Origin of the sequence: Xanthomonas campestris pv. phormiicola (assembly GCA_025666215.1) — a bacterium.
Lineage (GTDB): Bacteria > Pseudomonadota > Gammaproteobacteria > Xanthomonadales > Xanthomonadaceae > Xanthomonas_A > Xanthomonas_A campestris_A.
In genome coordinates, this window is record CP102593.1 from 4,249,379 (window position 1) to 4,271,738 (window position 22,360).

Sequence of the window (22,360 nt, forward strand, 5' to 3'; positions counted from 1 at the left end):
TGCCGCGGGATTCGGGATTCGGCATTGGGGATTGGCGCAAAGCGCGCAGCAGGGCGCATCGGCAGCGCGACGCTGCCGTTGTGCGAATCCCCAATCCCCAATCCCGAATCCCGGCTTCACAGCGTCTGCTCCAGCACGCGCCACACCAGTTCTTCGAAGCCGATGCCGAGCTGGCGTGCGGCCTTGGGCACCAGCGAGTGGCTGGTCATGCCCGGGGCGGTATTGGCTTCCAACAGGTAGAGCTGGCCGCTGGCGCGGTCGCGCATCACGTCGACGCGGCCCCAGCCGCGGCAACCGGCGGCGCGGAACGCGTCCAGCGCGAGCTGCGCGATCTGCGCCTCGGCATCGCCGTCCAGGCCCGGGCACAGGTATTGGGTATCGTCGGCGATGTACTTGGCGTTGTAGTCGTACCACTGCCCCTTGGGCACGATGCGGATCGACGGCAGCGCCACATCGCCGAGGATGGCGACGGTGAGTTCGTCGCCTTCGATCATCTGCTCCATCAGCAAGGCGCCGTCGTAGCGCGCCGCCAGCGTCACCGCCTCTTCGAGCTGGGCCTGGTCAAACACGCGGCTGACGCCGACGCTGGAGCCTTCGTTGGCCGGCTTGACGATGACCGGCAAGCCGATCTGCCGCGCAGCGGCGTGTACTTCCGCCGCGCTCGCGCCGGCCGCCAGGCGCGCATAGCGCGGCGTGGACAGGCCCAGCGACAGCCACACCTGCTTGGTGCGGATCTTGTCCATGCTCAAGGCCGAGCCGAGCACGTTCGAGCCGGTATACGGCACCCCGAACGCCTCCATCAGGCCCTGCACGATGCCGTCTTCGCCGCCGCCGTTGTGGCCGTGCAGCACGTTGAACACGCGGTCGAAGCGCTTGTCCACCAGCGCCTGCGCCAATGCCGGGATGCCGTCCACCGCCACCGCGTCGACGCCGCGCGCGCGCAGCGCCTCGAGCACGTTGCGGCCCGAATCCAGCGACACCTCGCGTTCGCTGGAAGTACCGCCGAGCAGCACCGCGACGCGGCCGAACACGGCCGGGTCGGTGTGGCGCGGCGGCGGAAAGTTCTGCGCGCTCATGGCTTGGCTCCGCCGACGAAGCCGTCCTGCGCGATGTGCTGGGCGACGTAGCCGATGTCGCCGGCGCCCATCATCAACAGCAGATCGCCGTCCTGCAGCACGTCCGGCAGCACGTCGCTCAGTTCGGCGACCTGCCCGACCACCACCGGCTCGCTACGCCCGCGCGCGCGGATCGCGCGCGCCAGCGAGCGCGCGTCGGCGCCGGGGATCGGCGCTTCGCCGGCCGGGTAGACCTCGCTGAGCACCAGCGCGTCCACTTCAGACAGCACCGCGGCGAACGCATCGAACTGGTCGCGGGTGCGGCTGTAGCGGTGCGGCTGGAACGCGACCACCAGGCGCTTGTCCGGCCAGCCGCCGCGCGCGGCGGCGAACACCGCGGCCAGTTCGCGCGGATGGTGGCCGTAGTCGTCGACCAGGCGCACGCGCGCACCGGCCGCGGTGGTCACTTCGCCCAGGTCGTTGAAGCGGCGGCCGATGCCGGCGAAGCTCTGCAGCGCGCTGGCGATCGCCGCCGGCGCCACGCCCAGCTGCCAGCCGATGGCGGCGGCGGCGAGCGCATTGAGCACGTTGTGCCGGCCCGGCAACGCCAGCGTCACCGGGGTGCTGCTGCCTTCCGGCAGGCGCAGGGTGAAGCGCATGCGCGGGCCGTCCTGGACCACGTCCTCGGCGCGCACGTCGGCGTTCTCGCTGAGCCCGTAGCTCATCACGTGGCGCGGGGTCTTGGCGGCCAGCGCGGCCACTTCCGGATCGTCGATGCACAGCACCGCCAGGCCGTAGAACGGCAGGCGCTGCAGGAATTCGGCGAATGCAGCCTGGACCCGGGCGAAGTCGTTGCCGTAGTTCTCCAGGTGGTCGGCGTCGATGTTGGTGATCACCGAGATCAGCGGATTCAGGCGCAGGAAGCTGCCGTCGCTCTCGTCGGCCTCGGCCACCAGCCACTGGCCGCCGCCGAGCTTGGCGTTGGCGCCGGCGGCGAGCAGCTGCCCGCCGATCACGAAGGTCGGGTCCAGCCCGCCTTCGCTGAGCACCGCCGCGGCCAGGCTGGTGGTGGTGGTCTTGCCGTGCGTGCCGGCCACCGCGATGCCGCGGCGGAAGCGCATCAGCTCGGCCAGCATCGCCGCGCGCGGCATGATCGGGATGCGCTGGCTGCGTGCCTCCATCAGCTCCGGGTTGTCGTCGCGGATCGCGCTGGACACCACCACGCAGTCGGTGCCGAGCACGTTGGCCGCCGAATGCCCGCGCATCACCCGTGCGCCGAGCGTGACCAGGCGCCGCGTCGCCGCGTTGTCGGCGTTGTCCGACCCGGACACCTCGTAGCCCAGGGTCAGCATGACCTCGGCGATCCCGCTCATGCCGGTGCCGCCGATGCCGACGAAATGCACGCGCGGGAACGCACGGACCAGGTCGCCGGTGTCGTGGAGACGCCGAATCATGCGCGAACTCCGTTCGCGCCGGGACCCGGGACTCGGGACTCGGGACTCGGGGGAAGCGGAGCGGCGGCGCTACGCGCCACCCCATTGGAATCGTCTGCTTGCATATGCTTTTGCTCTTGTTCTTGCTGGTGACGAGTCCCGAGTCCCGAGTCCCGAGTCCCGGTTACATCGAGTCCCGAATCCCGACTCCCGGCCTCTTCCAGAATGATGTCCGCGATGCGCTCGGCCGCATCCGGCTTGGCCAGGCGGCGGGCGGCCTCGGCCATCGACAGGCGGCGCGCGGGGTTGCCGAGCAGGTCGCGCAGCACGCCCTGCAGGTTGGTCGCCAGGGCGTCGTCCTGCTTCAGCAGCACCGCGGCGCCGCGTTCGACCAGGTATTCGGCATTGCGGGTCTGGTGGTCGTCGACGGCGGCAGCGAACGGCACCAGCACGCTGCCGATGCCGACCGCGCACAGTTCGGCCAGGGTCGAGGCGCCGGCGCGGCACACGATCAGGTCGGCCCAGGCGTAGGCGGCGGCCATGTCGCCGATGAAGGCTTCGACGCTGGCGGCGACGCCGGCCTCGGCATAGGCCTGGGCGGCTTCGTCGCGCAATTTCTCGCCGCACTGGTGGCGCACCTCGACCTGCGCGCCGAGCGCGGCCAGGGCGCGCGGCAGCGCCTGGTTCAGCGCGCGCGCGCCCTGGCTGCCGCCGAGCACCAGCAGGCGCACCGCGCCGTCGCGCGCGGCGAAGCGCTGCGCCGGCGGCGCCAGCGCGGCGATCTCGGCGCGCACCGGATTGCCCACCGCTTCCTCGCGTGCGGCGAAGCTGCCCGGGAACCCGGTCAGCACGCGCCGCGCGACGCGCGACAGCACCTTGTTGGTCAGGCCCGGCGCGCGGTTCTGTTCGTGCACCAGCAGCGGCAGTTTCAGCAGGCGTGCGGCGATGCCGCCGGGGCCGGCGGCGAAGCCGCCGAAGCTGACCACCGCGCGCGGCATGCGCCGGCGCAACACGAAGCCGGCCGCGCGGATCGCGCGCAGCACCCGCAGCGGCGCGCCGAACAGCGCCAGCGCGCCCTTGCCGCGCAGCCCGCCGATCTCGATGGTGTCGATCTCGATGCCGTGCTGCGGGACCAGTTGCGTTTCCATGCGCCCGGCCGCGCCCAGCCACACCACCGGCACGCCGCGCGCGCGCAGCACCTTGGCCACCGCCAGCGCCGGGAAGATGTGCCCGCCGGTGCCGCCGGCGAGGATCATCACCGGACGCGACGCAGCGTCGGTCATGGCGGTGCCGGTCATCGGCACGGACACACTCATCCCAGCCTCCCGAAGGTGGGCTCGACCCGCGGCTGCATGCGGCTAGTGCCGCGCGCCGGGGTGCCGGCCTGGATCGCCGCGGCCACCGCGCTGGCGCTGGCCTCGCGTGCGGCCTGCAGGTCCTCGGCGCTGTCCACGGTCTGCCTGACCGGCGGCGCGGCATCACTGCGCACCTTCGCCACCTGGCGTTCGGCGCGATCGAGTTCGTAGGACACGCGCAGCAGCAGGCCCATCGCCACGCAGGTCATCAGTACGCTGGAACCGCCGGCGGAGATCAGCGGCAGGGTCAGGCCCTTGGTCGGCAGGATGCCCAGATTCACGCCGACCGAGACGAAACTCTGCAGGCTGATCCACAGGCCGATGCCGAAGGCGATGTAGCCGGAGAAGTGGCGCTTCATTTCCACGCAGCGCATGCCCAGCCAGAACGCGCGCCCGACCAGCAGCGCGTACAGCGCGATGATCAGGCACACGCCGGTGAAGCCCAGTTCCTCGGCGATCACCGAAAAGATGAAATCGGTATGCGCTTCCGGCAGGTAGTTGAGCTTCTGCACCGAACCGCCCAGGCCGACCCCGAACAGTTCGCCGCGGCCCACCGCCATCAGCGCATTGGACAGCTGGTAGCCGGAACCGAGCTGGTCGGCCCACGGGTCCAGGAACGAGGTGATGCGGCGCAGCCGATAGGGTTCCAGGATCGCGATGAAGGCGAACACCGGCAGCCCGATCACGATCGGCATCGACATCCGCGGCAGGTTGACCCCGCCCAGCACCAGCATGCCGGCGGTGATCGCCAGCAGCAGCGTGGAGGAACCGAAGTCCGGCTGCATCAGCAGCAGGCCGACCAGCGCCACCGCCACGCCCAGCGGCTTGAGCATCGCCGGCCAGGTCGCGTTGACCTCGTCGCGGAAGCGCACCAGGTAGCTGGACAGCCACACGATGTACAGCACCTTCACCGCTTCCACGGTCTGGAACTTGGAGATGCCCAGATTGATCCAGCGCCGCGCGCCGTTGACGCTGCTGCCCAGGCCGGGCACGAACACCACGATCAGCAGGCCGAAGCAGGCCAGCAGCAGCAGCTGGTTGTACTGCTCGATGTTCTTCAGCTCGGTGCGCATCGTCCAGATCGCCAGGCCGATGCCGCCGGCCAGGAACAGCAGATGCCGGGTCAGGTAGTAGAACGGGCTGACGGTCAGCTCGATCGAGCTGGAACCGACCATCACCACCCCCAGCGAGGCCAGCGCCACCACGGCGCCGAGCAGCCACGGGTCGTAGCGGCCGCCGATGGCCTCGAGTCGGGTCGCCTGGTGGGCGGTGTCGTTCATCAGCGTACCTTCAACGTGGCCAGGCCGACCAGCACCAGCACCACCGAGATGATCCAGAAGCGCACGATCACCCGCGGCTCGGGCCAGCCCTTCAGCTCGAAGTGGTGGTGGATCGGCGCCATGCGGAACACGCGCTTGCCGGTGAGCTTGAACGAGGCGACCTGGATCATCACCGACAGCGTCTCGATCACGAACACGCCGCCCATGATCACCAGCACCAGTTCCTGGCGCACGATCACCGCGATGGTGCCGAGCACCGCGCCCAGCGCCAGCGCGCCGATGTCGCCCATGAACACCATCGCCGGGTAGGTGTTGAACCACAGGAAGCCCAGGCCCGCGCCGGCGATCGCCGCGCAGATGATGATCAGCTCGCCGGCGCCGGGGATCGAGGGAATCTTCAGATAGGCGGAGAACACCGCGTTGCCCGAGGCGTAGGCGAACACGCCCAGCGCGCAGGCCACCAGCACCGTCGGCATGATCGCCAGCCCGTCCAGGCCGTCGGTCAGGTTGACCGCGTTGGAGAAGCCGACGATCCAGAAGTAGGCGATGGCGACGAAGCTGATCCCGGCCAGCGGCAGCGCGATCGACTTGAACATCGGGATGTAGAAGGTGATCGCGGCCGGTACGTCGGCGCTGTAGTACAGGAACAGGCCCGCGGCCAGGCCGAAGATCGACTGCAGCAGGTATTTCCAGCGCGACTTCAGCCCGTTCGGGTCGCGGCGCACGATCTTGATCCAGTCGTCGTACCAGCCGATCACGCCGAACGCCAGCATCACCGCCAGCACCAGCCACACGTAGCGGTTGCGCAGGTCGCCCCACAGCAGCACCGACAGCAGCACGGTGAGCAGGATCAGCGAGCCGCCCATGGTCGGCGTGCCGGCCTTGGAGAAATGGCTCTGCGGGCCGTCCTGGCGGATCGGCTGGCCGCCCTTGAACTGCGCCAGCTTGCGGATCACCGCCGGGCCCAGCCACAGCGACAGGAACAGCGAGGTCAGCGCCGCGAGGATGCCGCGGAACGTGAGGTAGCCGAACAACCCGAACAGGCTCTCCAGCTGCTGCAGCCAACGCGACAGTTCAAGCAGCATGCGGCGCCTCCTCTCCCTGCGCCAGCAGCGCGCTCACGATCTTGTTCATGGAGCTGCCGCGCGAACCCTTGACCAGGACGGTCGCCGGGACTCGGGACTCGGGACTCAGTGAAGCCGGGACTCGGGACTCGGGACTCGGGACTCGTAAAGGCGCGACGCCATCTGCTGCCGCGCCGGTGTTCTCATGCTTTTGCATTGGTTCCTGCTCTTGATCCTGCTCTTCCCGGGTCCCGAGTCCCGAGTCCCGAGTCCCGACCGCGGCCGCGGCCGCGCGGAGGTCCGCGCGCAACGCGGCGATCAGCGCCGCATGGCTGTCGAACACGCGGCCGTTCTCGCCGAACGCCTGCGCGGCGATCGCACTGAGCGGGCCCAGCGCATACAGCCGGGTCAGGCCGGCGTCGCGGGCGCGACGGCCGCCGCTGGCGTGCAGCGCCTGCGCGCCGTCGCCGAGTTCGCGCATGTCGCCCAGCACCAGCCAGCGCTCGCCGCCGGCCGCGGCCAGCGCGTCGATCGCCGCGGCCAGCGAACCGGGGTTGGCGTTGTAGCTGTCGTCGATCAGCACCGCGCCGCCGGGCAGCGTGTGCGCGATCTGCCGGCCCGGCACCGGCTGCACCTGCGCCAGGCCGGCGGCGATCAGCGCCGGGGTCACGCCCAGCGCCAGCGCCAGCGCGGCGGCGGCCAGTGCGTTCATCAGGCTGTGCCGGCCCGGCAACGGCAGCGTCGCGTCGACCTCGCCGTGCGGGGTGACCAGCACGAACTGCGAGCGGTCCGGACGCAGGCGCAACTGCGTGGCGGTGACCTCGGCGCTGGCCTGCAGGCCGAAGCGCAGCACGCGCGGGGCCGGCGCCGGCAGGCGCTGTTCGAACCACAGCCCGAACGCGTCGTCGGCATTGATCACCGCGGTGCCATCGGCGGTCAGCGCGGCGTAGATGGCGCCCTTGGTCTGCGCCACGCCGAGCAGGCTGCCCATGCGCTCCAGGTGCGCTGCGGCGATATTGTTCACCAGCGCCGCGTGCGGGGCGACGATGTCGGTCAGGTAGGCGATGTCGCCCGGCTTGCCCGCGCCCATCTCGTAGATCGCGTAGTCGGCCGCGTCCGGCGCTTCGATCACCGCCAGCGGCAGGCCGATCTCGTTGTTGCGGTTGCCGGGGTTGGCGTAGACGCTGCCGCCGTTCACCCGACAGGCATGCTGCAGGATCGCCAGCAGCAGCGCCTTGACGCTGGTCTTGCCGTTGCTGCCGGTGATCGCGGCCACCCGCGTGGCGCGGCCGCGCTGCATGCCGGCGGCGATCCGCGCCAGCGCCAGCTGGGTGTCGGCGACCAGGATCTGCGGCAGCTCGATCTGCGGCTGCAGCAGCTCCACCAGCAGCGCGCTGGCGCCGCGCGCGGCGGCATCGGCGGCGAAGTCGTGGCCGTCGAAGCGCTCGCCGCGCAACGCCACGTACAGGCTGCCCGGCGCCAGCGTGCGGGTGTCGTGGGCGATCGCATCGATCGCCACGTCGTCGCCATGCAGCTCGGCGCCGGCCCAGTGCGCGATCATCGACAGCGGCAGGCGCTTCATCGTGCGCCCTCCCCGGTCTGGGCGTGGGCGGCCTGCGCGGCGCGCGCCTGCAACGCCTGCGCGGCGACCTCGGTGTCGTCGAACGGATGCTGGATGCCGGCGATCTCCTGGTAGGGCTCGTGGCCCTTGCCGGCGATCAGCACGATGTCCTCGGGGCCGGCTTCGGCCACTGCCTGGACGATGGCCTGCGCGCGGTCGCGCTGCACGCGCACCGCGTGCAGGTCGGTGAAGCCGGCCAGGATGTCGGCGACGATGCGGTCGCCGTTCTCGCCGCGCGGATTGTCGTCGGTGACGATCACCGCGTCGGCCAGGCGCTGCGCGATCGCCGCCATCTGCGGACGCTTGCCGGTGTCGCGCTCGCCGCCGCAGCCGAACACGCACAGCAGGCGGCCGCGGGCATGGCCGCGCAGGCTGGACAGCGCCTGTTGCAGCGCGTCCGGAGTGTGCGCGTAGTCGATCACCAGCAGCGGCTGCGCGTCGCTGCCGCCGAGGCGGTTCATGCGTCCGCGGATCGGCTGCAGCTGCGACAGCGTCGCGGCGATGCGCGCCGGCGCCACGTCCAGCGCGTGCAGCGCGCCGGCCACCGCCAGCAGGTTGTCCACGTTGAAGCGGCCGAGCAGCGGCGACTGCAGCGGATGCCGCGCGCCATCGATCAGCAGGTCGAAACCGATGCCGCGCGCGTCCAGGCGCAGCGCCTCGGCGCGCAGCGTGGCGCCGGTCTGACCGCGCGAACTGACGCCGATGCCGCGCAGCGCCGGGGCCAGCGTCGCCAGCAGCTCGCGGCCGAACGCGTCGTCGAGATTGACCACCGCCGCCTTCAACCCGGGCGTGGCGAACAGGCGCGCCTTGGCCGCGCCGTAGCCGGCCATGTCGCCGTGGTAGTCCAGATGGTCGCGGGTGAGATTGGTGAACACCGCCACATCGAAGTGCACCGCATCGACGCGGCCCTGATCCAGCGCGTGCGAACTCACTTCCATCGCCACCGCCTGCGCGCCGGCGTCGCGCAGCTGCGCCAGCAGCGCGTGCGTCTGCAGCACCAGCGGCGTGGTGAAACCGGTCGGCACCACGTCGCCGTACAGGCCGACGCCGAGCGTGCCGATGCTGCCGCTGCGCGTGCCCAGGCACTGCCAGGCCTGCGCCAGCAACTGCACGGTGGAAGTCTTGCCGTTGGTGCCGGTGACCCCGACCATGGTCATCGTCTGCGACGGATGGCCGTGGAACTGGTCGGCCATCGCGCCCATGCGCGCGCGCAGGCCCGGCACCGCGATCGCGTCGGCCGGCACCGGCAATTCGGCCGGGGCCGGCGGTTCGAACAGGATCGCCGCGGCGCCCTTGGCCTGCGCCTGCGCGACGAAGCCCAGCCCGTGCGCGCCGAACCCGGCGATCGCCACGAACGCATCGCCGGCGCGCACCGCGCGGCTGTCCATGACCAGCCCGGACACCTGCACGTCGCGCGCCAGCGCCACGTCCGGCAGCAACTGCGACAGCGGCAGCGCGCGGCTCACTGGCGGGTCTCCTGCAACGGCACCGGCTGCGCGGCCGGCGGCGGCGTGACGGCACGGGCGATGGGCAGCGCCGCTTCCACTTCGGCGGCGGCATCGGGCACCACGGCCGGATCCGGCTCCACCGGTGCCGGCGGCGGCGCATGGCCGCTCTTGCCGGCGGCCTGCGCCGCCAGCCATGCCTGGATGTCGTCCGGCGGCACGTCCATCAGCCGCAGCGCACCTTCCATCACGTTGTGGAACACCGGCGCCGAAACCAGGCCGCCGTAGTACTTGGCGCCCTGCGGATCGTTGATCACGATGACCGTGGCGAAGCGCGGATTGGTCGCCGGCACCAGGCCGGCGAACAGCGCGTTGTAGTGGCCGCGGATATAGCCGCCGGGACCGTTCAGGCGCGCGGTGCCGGTCTTGCCGGCGACGTGGTAGCCGAGGATCGCCGCGCCCTTGGCGCCGCCCTGGGTCACCACGGTTTCCATCATCGACACCACTTCCTTGGCGATCGCCGGGCTCAGCACTTCCTTGGTGTCCTCGTGCTGGCCCTTGACGAAGGTCGGCGTGACCAGCTTGCCGCCGTTGCCCAGCGCGCAGTACGCGCGCGCGATCTGCAGCGGCGTCACCGACAGGCCGTAGCCGTAGGACATGGTGGTCTTGGACGACCCGCTCCAGCGTGCCGGCGAGGGCAGCACGCCGGCCGATTCGCCGGGGAAGCCGCTGTGCGGGGCGCTGCCGTAGCCGTAGCTGTGGATCTGGTCGTAGAAGGTCTGGTCCGGCAGCTTGGCCGCGATCTTGGCCGCGCCGATGTTGGAGCTGCGGGTGATCACGCCGGTCACGGTCAGCACGCCGTTGTTGCGCGGCACGTCCTTGATGGTGAAGCGGCCGATCGCCATGTAGCCCGGGTTGGTGTCGATCAGCGTGTCCTTGGTCACCACCCCGGCCTTGAGCGCGGTGGAGATGGTCAACGGCTTCATCGTCGAACCCGGCTCGACCAGGTCGGTGACCGCGCGGTTGCGGCGCGCATCGGAATTGACCCCGGTGACCGAGTTCGGGTTGTAGGTCGGCAGGTTGACCATGGCCATGATCTCGCCAGTGGCCACGTCCATCACCACGATCGAACCGCCGGCGGCGTTGTTTTCCACCAGCGCGTTGCGCAGTTCCTTGTAGGCCAGGAACTGGATGCGGCGATCGATGCTGAGGGTCAGGTCCTTGCCCGGCTCGGCCGGCTTGACCAGATCGATGCTCTCCACGATCGCGCCCTTGCGGTCGCGGATCACGCGCTTGGAGCCGGGCTTGCCGCGCAGCCATTCGTCGAACGCCAGCTCCAGCCCTTCCTGGCCGCGGTCGTCGATGTTGGTGAAGCCGAGCACGTGCGCCATCGCTTCGCCCTGCGGGTAGAAGCGGCGGAACTCGCGCTGCGAGAACACGCCCGGGATGCCCAGCGCGACCACCGCGTGTGCTTTGTCCGGATTGATCCGGCGCTTGAGGTACATGAACTCCTTGTCCGCCTTCTGCGACAGCTTGGCGGTCAGCTCGTCGCTGGGCAGCTCCAGCGCCTGCGCCAGCTGCGGGATGCGGTCGGGATTGCGCAGCAGCTCCTGCGGATTGACCCAGATCGACTCCACCGGCGTGGACACCGCCAGCGGCTCGCCGTTGCGGTCGGTGATCATGCCGCGCGAGGTCGCGATCGGCAGCTCGCGCAGGTAGCGCGCCTCGCCCTGGCGCTGGTAGAAGTCGCTGTTGATGATCTGCACGTAGGCGGCGCGGCCGATCAGGGTGACCGAGCACAGGCTCAGCGCCGCCCCCACCAGCACCAGCCGGCCACGGAGATTGAAGTTGCTGCGCGGGCGGTTGCGGCCGGTCTTGCTCATGGCCGCACCACCACGATGTCGCCGGTTTCCGGAAACTTCATGCCCAGCCGCTCGCGCGCGACCTGATCGACGCGATTGCTTTCGGCCCAGGTCGCCTGCTCCAGCTGCAGCCGGCCGAACTCGATGTTCAGCTCGTCGCGGTTGTGCTCCAGCCGCGACAGCTCGACGAACAGCTGGCGATGGCGATGGCGCATGTACACCACGCCGATCGCCGAGGCGATGGTGCAGGCGAGCAGGACGATGAGCAGGAGCCGGCTCATGGCGCGCTCCTGTGGAGCGCTTCATGTGCCGGCGGGAATGGAGAATGGGGAATGGGGAATGGGGAAGAGCCGGTGGCCTGCGCCCGGAAACCGTCCGCGCCGGGAAGCGAGCTCTTGCTTTCGCCTTTACCGATTCCCGATTCCCGATTCCCGATTCCCAGCTTCTCGGCCACCCGCAGCACCGCGCTGCGCGCGCGCGGATTGAGCGCCAGCTCGGCGCCGTCGGCCTTGATCGCGCCGCCGTGCAGGTGCAGCGTCGGCACGAACGGCTGCGCCTCGGGCAGGCGGCGGTTGCTCGGCGGGGCCTTGGCGTGGCGGTTCATGAACTGCTTGACGATGCGATCTTCCAGCGAGTGGAAGCTGATCACCGCCAGGCGCCCGCCCGGCTTGAGCCTGGCCAGCGCCGCGTCCAGCCCGGCTTCGAGGTCGGCCAGTTCGCGGTTGATGTGGATGCGGATCGCCTGGAAGCTGCGCGTGGCCGGATGGGTCTTGCTGTCGCCGCGCGGCATCACGCTGGCGATCAGCTCGGCCAGCTGCGCGGTGCGGGTCAGCGGCTGCTCGGCGCGACGCGCCACGATCGCGCGGGCGATGCGCCGGCTCTGGCGTTCGTCGCCATAGGTCCACAGCACGTCGGCGATGTCGCGCTCGCTGGCGTGCGCCAGCCACTGCGCGGCACTGTCGCCGGCGTCCGGGTCCATGCGCATGTCCAGCGGGCCGTCCTTGCCAAACGAGAAACCGCGCGCGGCCACGTCCAGCTGCGGCGAGGACACGCCCAGGTCGAACAGCACCCCGTCCAGATCGGCGGCGGCGTCCCACTGGCCCAGTTCGGCGAAGCTGCCGCGGCGGATGCGCACCCGCGCGTCGCCACCGAACGCATGTTCGGCTTCGGCGATCGCCTCGGGATCCTTGTCCATCACCAGCAGCCGGCCTCCTGGGCCGAGTTTGTGCAGCACCCCGCGCGCGTGTCCGCCACGCCCGAACGTGCCATCCAGATAGATTCCGTCTTCGATCACCTGCAGCCCGTCCATGACCTGCGCGAACAACACCGGCACATGCGCCGCCGGCGGTTGCGACACCGGAAGGTGACCGGCCTGCGCCTGTCCGCGCATCCGGACACCCCGGCTCACAACTTCAGATCGAGCAATCCATCGCCCAGATCCTCGTCAGACAATGTCTGCTGGATCAGTGCGCGATGAGCCTGCTCGCTCCATAGTTCGAACTTGTCGCCCATGCCCAACAGCACGGCGCGCTTTTCGATGCCCACCGCAGCGCGGTGGCTCGGCGGGATGGTGATGCGGCTGTTGGCGTCCAGCTCCAGCGCGGCCGAGGAACCGACCAGCTTCTGCTGCAGGACCCGTACCACGCGCTGGGTGTTGGGCTTGGCCATGACGTCGTCACGGACCCGCTCCCACTCCTTTTCCGCGTACAGCCACAGGCATCCGGCCTCGAACGGGTTGTAGGTCAGCACCAGCCGATTGCCGCTCGCACGCGCGACGAGGTCGCGGTACGCGGTGGGAACCGCCATACGCCCCTTGTCGTCCACTGTGATTGCGGTCTCGCCCTGAAACACGACGCCTACACCTTTCCAAATCCGCCTGGGCGGTCATTGAACCACGAAAAACCACAAAAAACCCGGTTTCCCCTCGAGTGCCCACCTTAGCAGCGCCCGAAAGGTTGTCAACACCTTTGCGAGCGATAAATCGCTAGCCACATCAATGGCTTGCGCCATTCTTTAGAGACTTGTTCAAAGCTTATCCACAAGTTGCTGTTTCGTCTCATATTTTGAGATTGAGCGGAAATTCAGCCCTGTGCACAAGGCGTTAAGACGGCGGCCAGTTGCCGCCTCCGCCGCCGGACCGCTCGCATGCCACTGCGCAAAACCGCACAATTCGCGGCCTATGTGCCTGGTCGCCCTCGCCCTCCGATCGCACCCGCGCTGGCGCCTGCTGCTGGTCGGCAACCGCGACGAATTCCACGCCCGCCCGACCGCGCCGCTGCAGCGCTGGGCGGCCCCGGCGCAGCGCGTGCTGGCCGGGCGCGACCTGCGTTCCGGCGGCAGCTGGGTGGGCCTGGACGATGCCGGCCGCTGCAGCGTGGTCACCAACGTGCGCGACCCGCTGGCCTCGATGTCCGGCGCCTCGCGCGGCGCCCTGGTCGCCGACTACCTGGCCGGCGCCGCGCCGGCGGGCGCCTTCGCCGACGCACTGGCGCTTCGCGCCGACGCCTACCCGCCGTTCAACCTGCTGCTGGCCGACGCCGACGGCGCGCAATACCTGGGCAACCACCCGCCTGCCCGGCAGCGCCTGGCGCCCGGCATCCACGGCATGTCCAATGGCGCGCTGGACGCGCCATGGCCGAAGACGGTGCGCCTGTGCGAGGTCCTGGCGGGCTGGGTCGCCTCCGGCGACGAGGACCTGTCCCCGCTATGGCGGGCGCTGGCCGACGAAACCATCGCCGCCGACGCGCAGCTGCCCGACACCGGCGTGGGCCTGGACCTGGAGCGGCGCCTGTCGCCGGCCTTCATCCGCGGCCACGACTACGGCACCCGCGCCAGCACCATCGTCGCGGTGGACGGCGAGGGACGCGGCTGGATCCACGAGCGCCGCTTCGGCGCCGCTGGGGTGTTCCTGGGGGAGACGCGGCTGGAGGGGCGCGGGACTCGGGACCGGGGACTCGGGACCCGGTAAAGCAAGTGCTTTTCCGGACATCCGATGCCGCGCGGCGCAGTGGCGCCGCACATGCGACAATACCTACGGCGGAGTCGGCCAGACAGTCGCGTCATCGCGGTGCATTTCGATGCAACGTGGTGCCGAGGAAAGTCCGGGCTCCATAGGGCAAGGTGCCAGGTAACGCCTGGGCGGCGCGAGCCGACGGATCAGTGCAACAGAAAGATACCGCCTAAGTCTGCGCAAGCAGACCGGTAAGGGTGAAATGGTGCGGTAAGAGCGCACCGCGAGTCCGGTAACGGACCGGTACGGCAAACCCCACCTGGAGCAAGACCAAATAGGGACCTCATGGCGCTGCCCGCGTCGGGTCCGGGTAGGTTGCTCGAGCGCCGCGGTGACGCGGCGCCTAGAAGAATGACTGTCCACGACAGAACCCGGCTTATCGGCCGGCTCCGCCACTTTACTACTCCTGTACCTGATGCATCACGCTGCAGGCCCAACCGGGGGCTTCGCCTGCTAAGGCTGGCTCTCAAGCGCCAACCGCTCTCTCCGCTTACCCTCTATAAGCTGGATGATGGACGCTCGATGCTTCTCGCTGTGGGCCAGGAAAGCTGACCTGGGAAGCAACAGGCGAACAGGCGTAGGCAGAAGCTCGAAGGCTTTTTCCGCCACGAGCGAAAATGATTCGTCGTCGGCGATGCGCTCATGCGCAATGGTCAACATACCGTCGACTAGTAGGCGTTCGATTTGCGGCCAGTGCTTTTCCACGTACTCGGTAGCAACACTTGCGCCGCCTGCAACCGAACTCAGTGCAGCGCCCTTCACTGAGACGACCTTTTCGCTTAGAGACTCGGACAAGAGCTTCGCTTTTCCAGCGACAAGTCCAAACATAGCTTCAATGCTCCATGGATGCTCGATAGGCCCTTATCGACATTGCGCAAGCATTCTTTAAATCCAACCAGTTAACCCGGTAGACAACAACGCATTTTGTATTCGGACAGCCAAGGAGATCATGACTTGCAGGTCGCCGACAGGTCGTACCTATGGGTTTTGATCATGGATCTGGCCTGCATAAAGAACCTTGACGCGAGCACTACTACCGCAGCTCACCCCCCATACAACGCCTTGCGCGGCGCGCCGGTGATCTCCGCGGCCAGCTTGGCGGCGGTGGACGGCGGCAGGTGCGCGCTGAGCGTGGCATAGACGCGGCGGCCCTCGGCCAGCTGCGCGTCGGCATCGTCGCCGGCGCCCTGCACGATCAGCACGAACTCGCCCTTGCGCTGGTTGTCGTCGGCTTCCACCTGCGCCTGCAGCGCGGCCAGGCTGCCGTCGAGCACGGTCTCGAACAGCTTGGTCAGCTCGCGCGCCAGCACCGCCGGGCGCGCGTCGCCGAACGCGGCGCGGCAGTCGGCCAGGGATTCGACGATGCGGTGCGCCGATTCGTAGAACACCAGGGTGCGCGGCTCGCCGGCCAGGCGCGCCAGGCGCTCGCGGCGGCCGGAGGCCTTGGCCGGCAGGAAGCCCTCGAAGCTGAAACGGTCGCTGGGCAGGCCGGCCACGCTGAGCGCGGCGATCGCCGCGCAGGCGCCGGGCACCGGGCTGACCCGCACCCCGGCCTCGCGCGCCGCGCGCACCAGCCGGTAGCCGGGGTCGCTGACCAGCGGGGTGCCGGCGTCGCTGACCAGGGCCAGCGACTCGCCGCCGAGCAGGCGCGCGACGATGCGCTGCGCCAGCGCGTCCTCGTTGTGCTCGTGCAGCGCCACCAGCGGCCTGTCGATGCCGAAATGCGCCAGCAGCTGGCCGCTGCGGCGGGTGTCCTCGGCGCAGATCGCGGCGACCGCGCGCAGCACCTCCTGCGCGCGCGGCGTCAGGTCGGCGAGATTGCCGATCGGCGTGGCGACGACATGCAGGGTTCCGGGCTGGGCGCTCATCTACGGCTTTCCATGGTCAAGGGTAGAATCGTAGCGGTTTTCCCCGGCGCGCCCCGGCGTGCCCTGCCGAATGGACCAGAAATGAACAAGCGATTCGCAAGGATTTCCGCCCTGTCGCTGCTGGCGCTGCTGTTCGCCGGCTGCGCCACCACCAGCGTGACGCAGAGCGCGTCCTCGCCGGCCCAATCCGCCGCGCTGGCGCTGCTCGACCAGGGCAAGCCGCGGGAAGCGGCGCAGCAGCTCGAGGCGCAGGCCGCCACGGCCACCGGCAGCGAACGCAACCAGTTGCTGGCCGATGCCGCCTTCGCCTGGTACGAGGGCGGCGACGTCGCCCGCGCGCGCAGCCTGGCCGCGCAGGTGCAGCCGCGCCAGCTGTCGGGCCTGAGCAAGGTGCGGCTGGCCCTGGTCAACGCCGAGCTGGCCCTGGTCGACCGCCAGCCGGCGCAGGCGCTGCAGGCGCTGGGCAGCGATCCGCAGGCGGTGCCGCAGAACCTGCGCGCGCGCTGGCACCTGGCCCGCGCGCAGGCGCTGGAAGGCACCGGCGACGCCACCGCGGCGCTGGACGAACGCGCCCGCGCCGATATCGGCCTGACCGGCCAGGCGCGCAGCGACAACCAGCGCGCCATCGTGCGCCAGCTGGCCGCGTTGAACGACGCCACGCTGCAGGCGCGCGCCGCCGCGCTGCCGGCCGGCGATCCGCTGTACAACTTCGCCGGGCGCGCGCTGATCAGCCGCGGCCTGGCCTTGCCGCGGCCGTTCGACCGCGGCGAGCAATGGGGCTTCGACACCAGCAAGCGGCCGCCGGCCGAGCGCGACGGCTACCGCCCGCCGGCCAAGCTGGCGGTGCTGCTGCCGCTGAGCGGCACCCTGGCCACCGCGGCCGCGCCGGTCCGCGACGGCCTGCTCGCCGGTTACTACGGCGAGACCCGGCGCCGCCCGGAGATCGACTTCATCGACACCACCGGCACCCCCGCCGGCGCGCTGGCCGCCTACCAGAAGGCGATCGACGGCGGCGCCGACTTCGTGGTCGGCCCGCTCGGCCGTGACGAGGTCAGCGCGCTGTTCGCGCGCGACGCGCTGCCGGTGCCGCTGCTGGCGCTGAACCGCGGCACCGGCGCCCCGCCCGCCGGCAGCGCCGGCTTCTCGCTGGCGCCGGAAGACGACGGCATCGCCGCCGCCGAGTACCTGCTGGCGCACGAGCGCCGCAACGCGCTGGTGATCGGCAGCAACGACGACAACGGCCGCCGCGCGGTGGCCGCGTTCCGCGAACGCTTCAGCGAGCGCGGCGGCAAGGTCGCCGCCAGCGTCAGCGTGGCCGAGGTGCCGGGCGATGTCGGCGCGCAGCTGCGCAACGCCGGCGCCGCCGACGCGGTGTTCCTGGCGGTGAAGGGCAGCACCGCGCGCGCGCTGGCGCCGCAGCTGGCGCTGGCCGGTTTCGCCGGCAAGAGCCGGGTGGCGACCTCGCAGCTGGTGCTGGGCACCGGCAAGCCGGAGGACGACCTGGTGCTGGACGGCATCGCCTACCCGAGCGAACTGTGGAACGTGCGCGGCGTCGGCGGCCTGCCGGCGGCGACTAGCGTGGCCGAGACCCTGCCGACCGCGCGCGGCCCGGCCGGGCGCCTGTTCGCGTTCGGCTACGACGCCTGGCAGATCAGCGCCTACCTGGAGAAGCTGGCCACCGGCGCCGAGGCCAACCTGCGCGGCGCCACCGGCGTGCTGCACCTGGACGGCTTCGGCAACATCCTGCGCACCCCGGCTTGGTCCACCTTCAGCGGCGGGCGCGCGACGCCGCTGCCCGATGGGCGTTGACCGCCAGCAACGCGGCAACGACGTGGAAGCGGCGGCGCGCGCCGAACTGGAGCGCGCCGGCCTGCAGTTGATCGCCGCCAACGTGCGCTACCGCGGCGGCGAACTGGACCTGGTGATGCAGCAGGCGCAGTGCCTGGTGTTCGTCGAGGTGCGCTACCGGCGCACCGCCGCGTTCGGCGGCGGCGCCGCCTCGGTCGACCTGCGCAAGCGCCGCCGGCTGCTGCTGGCCGCGCAGTTGTTCCTGGCCGCGCATCCGCACTACGCGAACTGGCCATGCCGCTTCGACGTGGTCGAGGCCGAGGGCGAACCGCCGCGGCTGACCTGGCTGCGCGACGCGTTTCGCGCCGACGACTGCTGACGTGCCCAGCATCTTCACCCACGCCGCGGTGCCGCTGGCGCTGTGGGCGGCCGCCGAGCGCGGGCGCATTTCCGCGCGCCTGCTCGGCGCCGGCATCGTCGCGGCGACGCTGCCGGACCTGGACGTGCTCGCGTTCGCCCTGCACATTCCCTACGCAGATGCGTTCGGCCATCGCGGCGCCAGCCATTCGCTGCTGTTCGCCGCCGTGCTGGGCGCGATCGGTGCGGCCCTGTCTCGGCCGTTGCGCGCGCGCCCGCTGCAGGCGGCGACCTGGATGTTCGTCTGCGCCGCCTCGCATCCGCTGCTCGATGCGCTGACCTCCGGCGGCCTCGGCGTCGCCCTGGCCTGGCCGTGGAGCGAGCAGCGCTGGTTCGCGCCGTGGCGGCCGATCCGGGTGTCGCCGTTCGCCAACGGCTTCTTCGGCGCGCGCGGCGTCGCCACGCTGCTATCCGAACTGCGCTGGGTGTGGCTGCCGCTGGCGGCGGCGGTCGTCACCTGGAAACTGCTGCAACCGCCGCCCTCTCCCGCTTCGCGATCGCTGCCATGACCACGCCGCTGCCCGCTTCCCTGGCCCAGACCCTCGCCGACCTGCTCGGCGCCGACGGCTGGCGCACCGACGACGCCAGCCGGCGCAGCTACGGCGAGGACGATTCGCGGCGCTGGGCGCTGGCCGACGCGGTGGCGCTGCCGCAGACCCGCGAGCAGGTACAGGCGATCGTGCGCGCCTGCCGCGCGCACCGCGTGCCGATCGTCGCGCGCGGCGCCGGCACCGGCACCGCCGGCGCCGCGGTGCCGTTCGACGGTGGCGTGGTGCTGTCGTTCGCGCGCATGAACCGCATCCTGCAGCTGCGCCCGCAGGACCGCTGCGCGGTGGTCGAGCCGGGCGTGCTCAACGGCGAGCTGCAGCAGGCGCTGGCGCCGCACGGCCTGTTCTGGCCGCCGGACCCGTCCAGCGCCGAGATCTGCAGCGTCGGCGGCAACCTGTCGACCAATGCCGGCGGCCCGCGCGCGGTGAAGTACGGCGCCACCCGCGACAACGTGCTCGGCGTGGTCGCGGTGACCGGCGCCGGCGAGCTGATCCGCTGCGGCGGCGCCTACACCAAGGACGCCACCGGCTACGACCTGAGCCACCTGCTGGTCGGCAGCGAGGGCACCCTGGCGCTGATCGTGGAGGCCACGCTGAAGCTGTCGCCGCGGCCGCTGGCGCAGGCCGGGCTGCGCGCGTTCTACCGCGACGCCGGCAGCGCCGCGGCGGCGGTGTCGCGGCTGATGGCGCAACCGACCACGCCGGCGATGCTGGAATTCATGGACCGCAGCGCGATCGCGCTGTTGCGCCGCAACGGCAGCGACGTGCCCGAGGCCGGCGCGATGCTGCTGATCGAGGCCGACGGCGACCACGACACCCTGCCTTACGCGCTGCAGGCGCTGGGCGCGGCGGCCGAGGGCGATGGCCTGCTGTCGCTGGACGTGGCCACCGACGGCGCCGCACGCGACCGGCTGTGGGCGGCGCGGCGCGCGCTGTCGCCGGCGCTGCGCACGATCAAGCCGGGCAAGATCAACGAGGACGTGGTGGTGCCGGTGTCGCGCATTCCCGAGCTGGTCGCCGGAGTCGAGGCGCTGGCGGCGGAATTCGACCTGCCGATCGTCGCCTTCGGCCATGCCGGCAACGGCAACCTGCACGTCAACATCATGTACGCGCCCGACGATGCCGCCGAGACCGCGCGTGCGCATGCCGCGCTGCCGCGCCTGTTCTCGCTGGTGCTGGCGCTGGAAGGCACGCTGTCGGGCGAGCACGGCATCGGCGTGGCCAAGCGCGACTACATGGCGCAGGCCTTCGATGCGGCCACGCTGGACGCGATGCGCGCGGTGAAGCGCGCGCTGGACCCGGACGGCATCCTCAATCCGGGGAAGGTTCTTCCAGATGCATGAGCTACTCGGGTCTGCAAATCCCGTACTGGCGGCCCGCCACTGATGCAAGGAACATGAGCGATCCAGATTTTGTTGCTCGCCTCTGGCCGGCAACAGGGCCCGCGCACCATCCTGCGTATCCTGTTTTGCCCAGTCGCTGAATGCCGTTCCATCCGGAACGGCGCAAATCGTACCCGGCTAAGCCTTCAAACCGAGTGCGCGCAGCCAGGCCTCGACTTGACCAAATGCGTCTTGCTGCCACTGTTCCGGGCTGCGTTCACCGAGTACATCCGTTTGTTCGACGAAGCGACGAACGCAGGTCGGTCCGAAACCATCTAGCGTATCGAACTTGCTAGCGATGAATGCGTAACCTGCCGCGCCGCTGGCGTGGTCGAGCAACGGCCTGCACTCCTCGGCCAGCGCCTCTGGGCCTCCGGGGTAGTTCCGGATGCAATAGTAAATGTCGTAGGCATCTTTTTGTTTGTAGCGCCCCTCGATCGCATGTCCCTTCATGGCCAGAAGCGCCGGGATCGAGCAAACCGCGATCTCCACTCGGTTCGTGCCGCCAGCAGGCATCGAACCGGTAATGGCCACGAGTTGGTAGAAACGGAGGGCCAGATCGGCGCCATCCGCTCTTTGCACCGCAAAATCGCTGATCAAAGGCGGCGCGTTCTTGGCGATCGCGGCATCGCGCGGCATCAGGAAATCGACGACGACGTCGATCGCGGCGCCGCCATCTTCGGTCACGATCTGGCGAACGAGTTGAAAGCGCCGAAGATCACGCCGTCGCCGGTAGCCATGCCCCTGCAGAGCCTCGACCAGCTTGGCGTACTCGCCGTTGCCCAATGCCTCGGCGTCCAGGCCGAGATCCACGTCGAGCGTGCCGACGTGCGGCATGTCTTCATTGCCAAGTAGCAACCATGGAACGGCGCCGCCAACGATGGCGAACTTGCCCTTGAAACTCCCAAGGATCTGGCCGATTTCGATCAACACCTTCTTCACCGCCGCCGTCGTGCGGTCGTCATAGTCGGCAGCTGACTGCGGCTCGCCCGGCGTCATTTTTGCCATGTCAGCCTTTCTCGTCGCAGATGATCGGCCGCCTCCCGCCCGCGCTCCCCGGCTGCGGCGAGATCCAGATAGGTCTGCACCGGGCCGGTGCAGATCACGCCAGGCGCCGGCTCCACCGTATCGCGGAATACGCCAAGGTCTTTTAGCAAGGTGACGGTGACGTTTTCGCCCTTCGAAGTGGAAGACAGCCTCAAGCCCGACCGCAGCTGCTCAAGACCTGCTTCGTCCGAATAGAAGTATTGCGTGCCCGTGCGGGCATACGGGGCGAGCCAGTGCGCCGCCGAAAAGGAGGCCAGTGCGAGGCGACCCGGTGCAGGCTCCGAGCGCAGCAAGCGTCGCGTCGCCTCCTCGAACGAATGGCCGTGCAACGTCGTATAGAAGCTCAATCGATGGCCAGCAGGTGCCACGTAGGCGTCGCGCCAAGCATCCACAAGCGCATCGGGTTCGGACAGAAATAGGCCTTCCCTGGAAACCTGTGCCCATTCGCGATTAAGCAAGCCCACGCGCACATTGCTGACGTGCCCCAAACTGACGTCGGCAACCTCCGCCAGCTCGGTGACCCGCCATGCCCGACGCGGATCGCGAAGCATCACACGCAACACCTGCGCGGACTTGGGCTTGAACAGCGACCTGATTTCGCGCCGCTCCACCACAGGTTTGCTTGCGACCTTCCGGTCGATGAAAACGCTGTCGAAGGTCAACCGGGCATTGCCTTCCAGATCGAGATAGCCCACGCCCTGCTCAAGGCATAGCGCCTGAGCTTCGGGCGACAGATAAGGAGCGATGAAGACCGGCGTCGTCTCATTTGCCTGGTTCGCCATGAGGTGGCGCAGTTGCAGCAGGGCCAAACGAACGTTGCGCGGCTGACCGCTGGACTTCACTTCGCAAAACAGCGTGTGGAGCCTGCCAGACGCCTCGATGCGTGCCACGATATCGATGGTCCGGTGATCAGGCGTCAACATCTCGCGCTCGATTTCCAAAACCTTGATCATGGGCACTTGCTCCAAGAGCAAGCAAAGCGCATCTGATGCCTGGCGCTCAAGGTCTTTCATCGATTGATCGGCTTTCAGCATCTACTGAAAATAACAGTTCCAGTGAAATTTTTAAACAGATTTCACTGCAAATGGCTTTCCAGCAATTGCTGAAACGTACAATTAAGGTGAAAATTTAGTGGGCCGGGGCAATATTTCACGCAGGGAGACTGGGCGAAGAGAGGGACGGCTA

20 protein-coding genes and 1 other RNA gene are annotated in these 22,360 nt (G+C 69.7%); 6 read left to right on the forward strand and 15 right to left on the reverse strand.

Translation table 11 applies throughout. The features are described 5' to 3' along the window. Positions 1-116 precede the first annotated feature (116 nt). The 11 genes from NRY95_17915 to NRY95_17965 are packed head-to-tail and all read right to left on the reverse strand — an operon-like array spanning position 117 to position 12,921. Positions 117-1,076 carry a D-alanine--D-alanine ligase gene (locus NRY95_17915; GenBank protein ID UYC15562.1) on the reverse strand — a complete coding sequence of 320 codons (960 nt, stop codon included), beginning with the start codon at positions 1,074-1,076 and terminating at the stop codon, positions 117-119. Further along, on the reverse strand, positions 1,073-2,509 hold the full coding sequence (gene murC, locus NRY95_17920; protein UYC15563.1) for a UDP-N-acetylmuramate--L-alanine ligase: 1,437 nt from the start codon (positions 2,507-2,509) through the stop codon (positions 1,073-1,075). The genes NRY95_17915 and murC overlap by 4 nt, the downstream gene beginning before the upstream one ends. Then, positions 2,506-3,804 carry an undecaprenyldiphospho-muramoylpentapeptide beta-N-acetylglucosaminyltransferase gene (gene murG, locus NRY95_17925; protein ID UYC15564.1) on the reverse strand — a complete coding sequence of 433 codons (1,299 nt, stop codon included), beginning with the start codon at positions 3,802-3,804 and terminating at the stop codon, positions 2,506-2,508. The genes murC and murG overlap by 4 nt, the downstream gene beginning before the upstream one ends. After that, positions 3,801-5,123 (reverse strand): putative lipid II flippase FtsW, encoded by a 1,323-nt coding sequence (gene ftsW / locus NRY95_17930; GenBank protein UYC15565.1) that lies wholly within the window; start codon positions 5,121-5,123, stop codon positions 3,801-3,803. The genes murG and ftsW overlap by 4 nt, the downstream gene beginning before the upstream one ends. Next, complete coding sequence (gene mraY / locus NRY95_17935) at positions 5,123-6,208, reverse strand: phospho-N-acetylmuramoyl-pentapeptide-transferase (GenBank protein ID UYC15566.1); 1,086 nt, start codon at positions 6,206-6,208, stop codon at positions 5,123-5,125. The genes ftsW and mraY overlap by 1 nt, the downstream gene beginning before the upstream one ends. Next, positions 6,198-7,769, reverse strand: coding sequence for a UDP-N-acetylmuramoyl-tripeptide--D-alanyl-D-alanine ligase (murF, locus tag NRY95_17940; GenBank protein ID UYC15567.1), 1,572 nt, complete (start codon positions 7,767-7,769; stop codon positions 6,198-6,200). Before murF ends, mraY begins: the two co-directional genes overlap by 11 nt. After that, positions 7,766-9,274 (reverse strand): UDP-N-acetylmuramoyl-L-alanyl-D-glutamate--2,6-diaminopimelate ligase, encoded by a 1,509-nt coding sequence (locus NRY95_17945; protein ID UYC15568.1) that lies wholly within the window; start codon positions 9,272-9,274, stop codon positions 7,766-7,768. Before NRY95_17945 ends, murF begins: the two co-directional genes overlap by 4 nt. Continuing rightward, complete coding sequence (locus NRY95_17950; GenBank protein UYC15569.1) at positions 9,271-11,136, reverse strand: penicillin-binding transpeptidase domain-containing protein; 1,866 nt, start codon at positions 11,134-11,136, stop codon at positions 9,271-9,273. Before NRY95_17950 ends, NRY95_17945 begins: the two co-directional genes overlap by 4 nt. Further along, positions 11,133-11,396 (reverse strand): cell division protein FtsL, encoded by a 264-nt coding sequence (ftsL, locus tag NRY95_17955; GenBank protein UYC15570.1) that lies wholly within the window; start codon positions 11,394-11,396, stop codon positions 11,133-11,135. Before ftsL ends, NRY95_17950 begins: the two co-directional genes overlap by 4 nt. Beyond that, a complete protein-coding gene (rsmH, locus tag NRY95_17960; GenBank protein UYC18624.1) occupies positions 11,393-12,505 on the reverse strand; it encodes a 16S rRNA (cytosine(1402)-N(4))-methyltransferase RsmH in 1,113 nt (370 codons plus the stop codon). The genes ftsL and rsmH overlap by 4 nt, the downstream gene beginning before the upstream one ends. A gap of 14 nt (positions 12,506-12,519) precedes the next feature. Continuing rightward, on the reverse strand, positions 12,520-12,921 hold the full coding sequence (locus tag NRY95_17965) for a division/cell wall cluster transcriptional repressor MraZ (GenBank protein UYC18625.1): 402 nt from the start codon (positions 12,919-12,921) through the stop codon (positions 12,520-12,522). Positions 12,922-13,294: 373 nt separating this feature from the next. Between NRY95_17965 and NRY95_17970 the strand changes: the two genes are divergently transcribed. Beyond that, a complete protein-coding gene (locus NRY95_17970) occupies positions 13,295-14,083 on the forward strand; it encodes an NRDE family protein (protein UYC15571.1) in 789 nt (262 codons plus the stop codon). A 70-nt stretch (positions 14,084-14,153) separates the two neighbouring features. Continuing rightward, positions 14,154-14,520: RNase P RNA component class A (gene rnpB / locus NRY95_17975), an RNA gene on the forward strand. Between the two features lie 58 nt (positions 14,521-14,578). Here rnpB and NRY95_17980 read toward each other — a convergent pair. Beyond that, complete coding sequence (locus NRY95_17980) at positions 14,579-14,953, reverse strand: hypothetical protein (protein UYC15572.1); 375 nt, start codon at positions 14,951-14,953, stop codon at positions 14,579-14,581. Between the two features lie 215 nt (positions 14,954-15,168). Continuing rightward, the gene (gene rsmI, locus NRY95_17985) at positions 15,169-15,993 is read right to left on the reverse strand and encodes a 16S rRNA (cytidine(1402)-2'-O)-methyltransferase (GenBank protein ID UYC15573.1); all 825 of its coding nucleotides are present in this window, start codon (positions 15,991-15,993) and stop codon (positions 15,169-15,171) included. 81 nt (positions 15,994-16,074) lie between these two features. On the opposite strand from rsmI, the gene NRY95_17990 reads away from it, so the two are divergent. The 4 genes from NRY95_17990 to NRY95_18005 are packed head-to-tail and all read left to right on the forward strand — an operon-like array spanning position 16,075 to position 20,089. Further along, complete coding sequence (locus tag NRY95_17990) at positions 16,075-17,802, forward strand: penicillin-binding protein activator (GenBank protein ID UYC15574.1); 1,728 nt, start codon at positions 16,075-16,077, stop codon at positions 17,800-17,802. Continuing rightward, entirely contained in the window at positions 17,792-18,160 is a 369-nt protein-coding gene (locus tag NRY95_17995) for a YraN family protein (GenBank protein ID UYC15575.1), read from the forward strand. The genes NRY95_17990 and NRY95_17995 overlap by 11 nt, the downstream gene beginning before the upstream one ends. A gap of 1 nt (position 18,161) precedes the next feature. Next, complete coding sequence (locus NRY95_18000; protein ID UYC15576.1) at positions 18,162-18,707, forward strand: metal-dependent hydrolase; 546 nt, start codon at positions 18,162-18,164, stop codon at positions 18,705-18,707. Beyond that, positions 18,704-20,089 carry an FAD-binding protein gene (locus NRY95_18005; protein ID UYC15577.1) on the forward strand — a complete coding sequence of 462 codons (1,386 nt, stop codon included), beginning with the start codon at positions 18,704-18,706 and terminating at the stop codon, positions 20,087-20,089. Before NRY95_18000 ends, NRY95_18005 begins: the two co-directional genes overlap by 4 nt. Before the next feature lie 177 nt (positions 20,090-20,266). Here NRY95_18005 and NRY95_18010 read toward each other — a convergent pair whose 3' ends face one another. Then, positions 20,267-21,136, reverse strand: coding sequence for a hypothetical protein (locus tag NRY95_18010; GenBank protein ID UYC15578.1), 870 nt, complete (start codon positions 21,134-21,136; stop codon positions 20,267-20,269). After that, positions 21,124-22,128 (reverse strand): type IV toxin-antitoxin system AbiEi family antitoxin, encoded by a 1,005-nt coding sequence (locus tag NRY95_18015; GenBank protein UYC15579.1) that lies wholly within the window; start codon positions 22,126-22,128, stop codon positions 21,124-21,126. Before NRY95_18015 ends, NRY95_18010 begins: the two co-directional genes overlap by 13 nt. Between the last annotated feature and the right edge of the window lie 232 nt (positions 22,129-22,360).